The following is a 243-nucleotide window of genomic DNA, read 5'->3' on the forward strand; positions in this document are numbered from 1 at the left end:
GTCGTTGATAGGATAAGGCGCTGCTGGACATAATGGATTATAGATGGCGGCAAATTGCTTAATATAAGTCATATAGTTTTGTATAGCAGTTATCAAAAACTTGCTAAGAGGAATGAGCCTGCCATCAGACTGCGCATGACGCTCTTCTTTGTCAGATACCCATAATATACGCCGCTTCAAATCAAACTGATTGAGTAATCCTGGTGCATGTCTGACTGGGCGAATACCCGTTTGGATCAGGAT

The 243-nt window shown here is 42.4% G+C and carries 1 pseudogene; it reads right to left on the minus strand.

The window, feature by feature from the left end:
- Window positions 1-243, minus strand: a pseudogene (locus AAEY78_RS14620) (hypothetical protein); the annotation flags it as partial.

The sequence above is a fragment of the Psychrobacter sp. 16-MNA-CIBAN-0192 genome, assembly GCF_040309565.1.
Taxonomy (GTDB): domain Bacteria; phylum Pseudomonadota; class Gammaproteobacteria; order Pseudomonadales; family Moraxellaceae; genus Psychrobacter.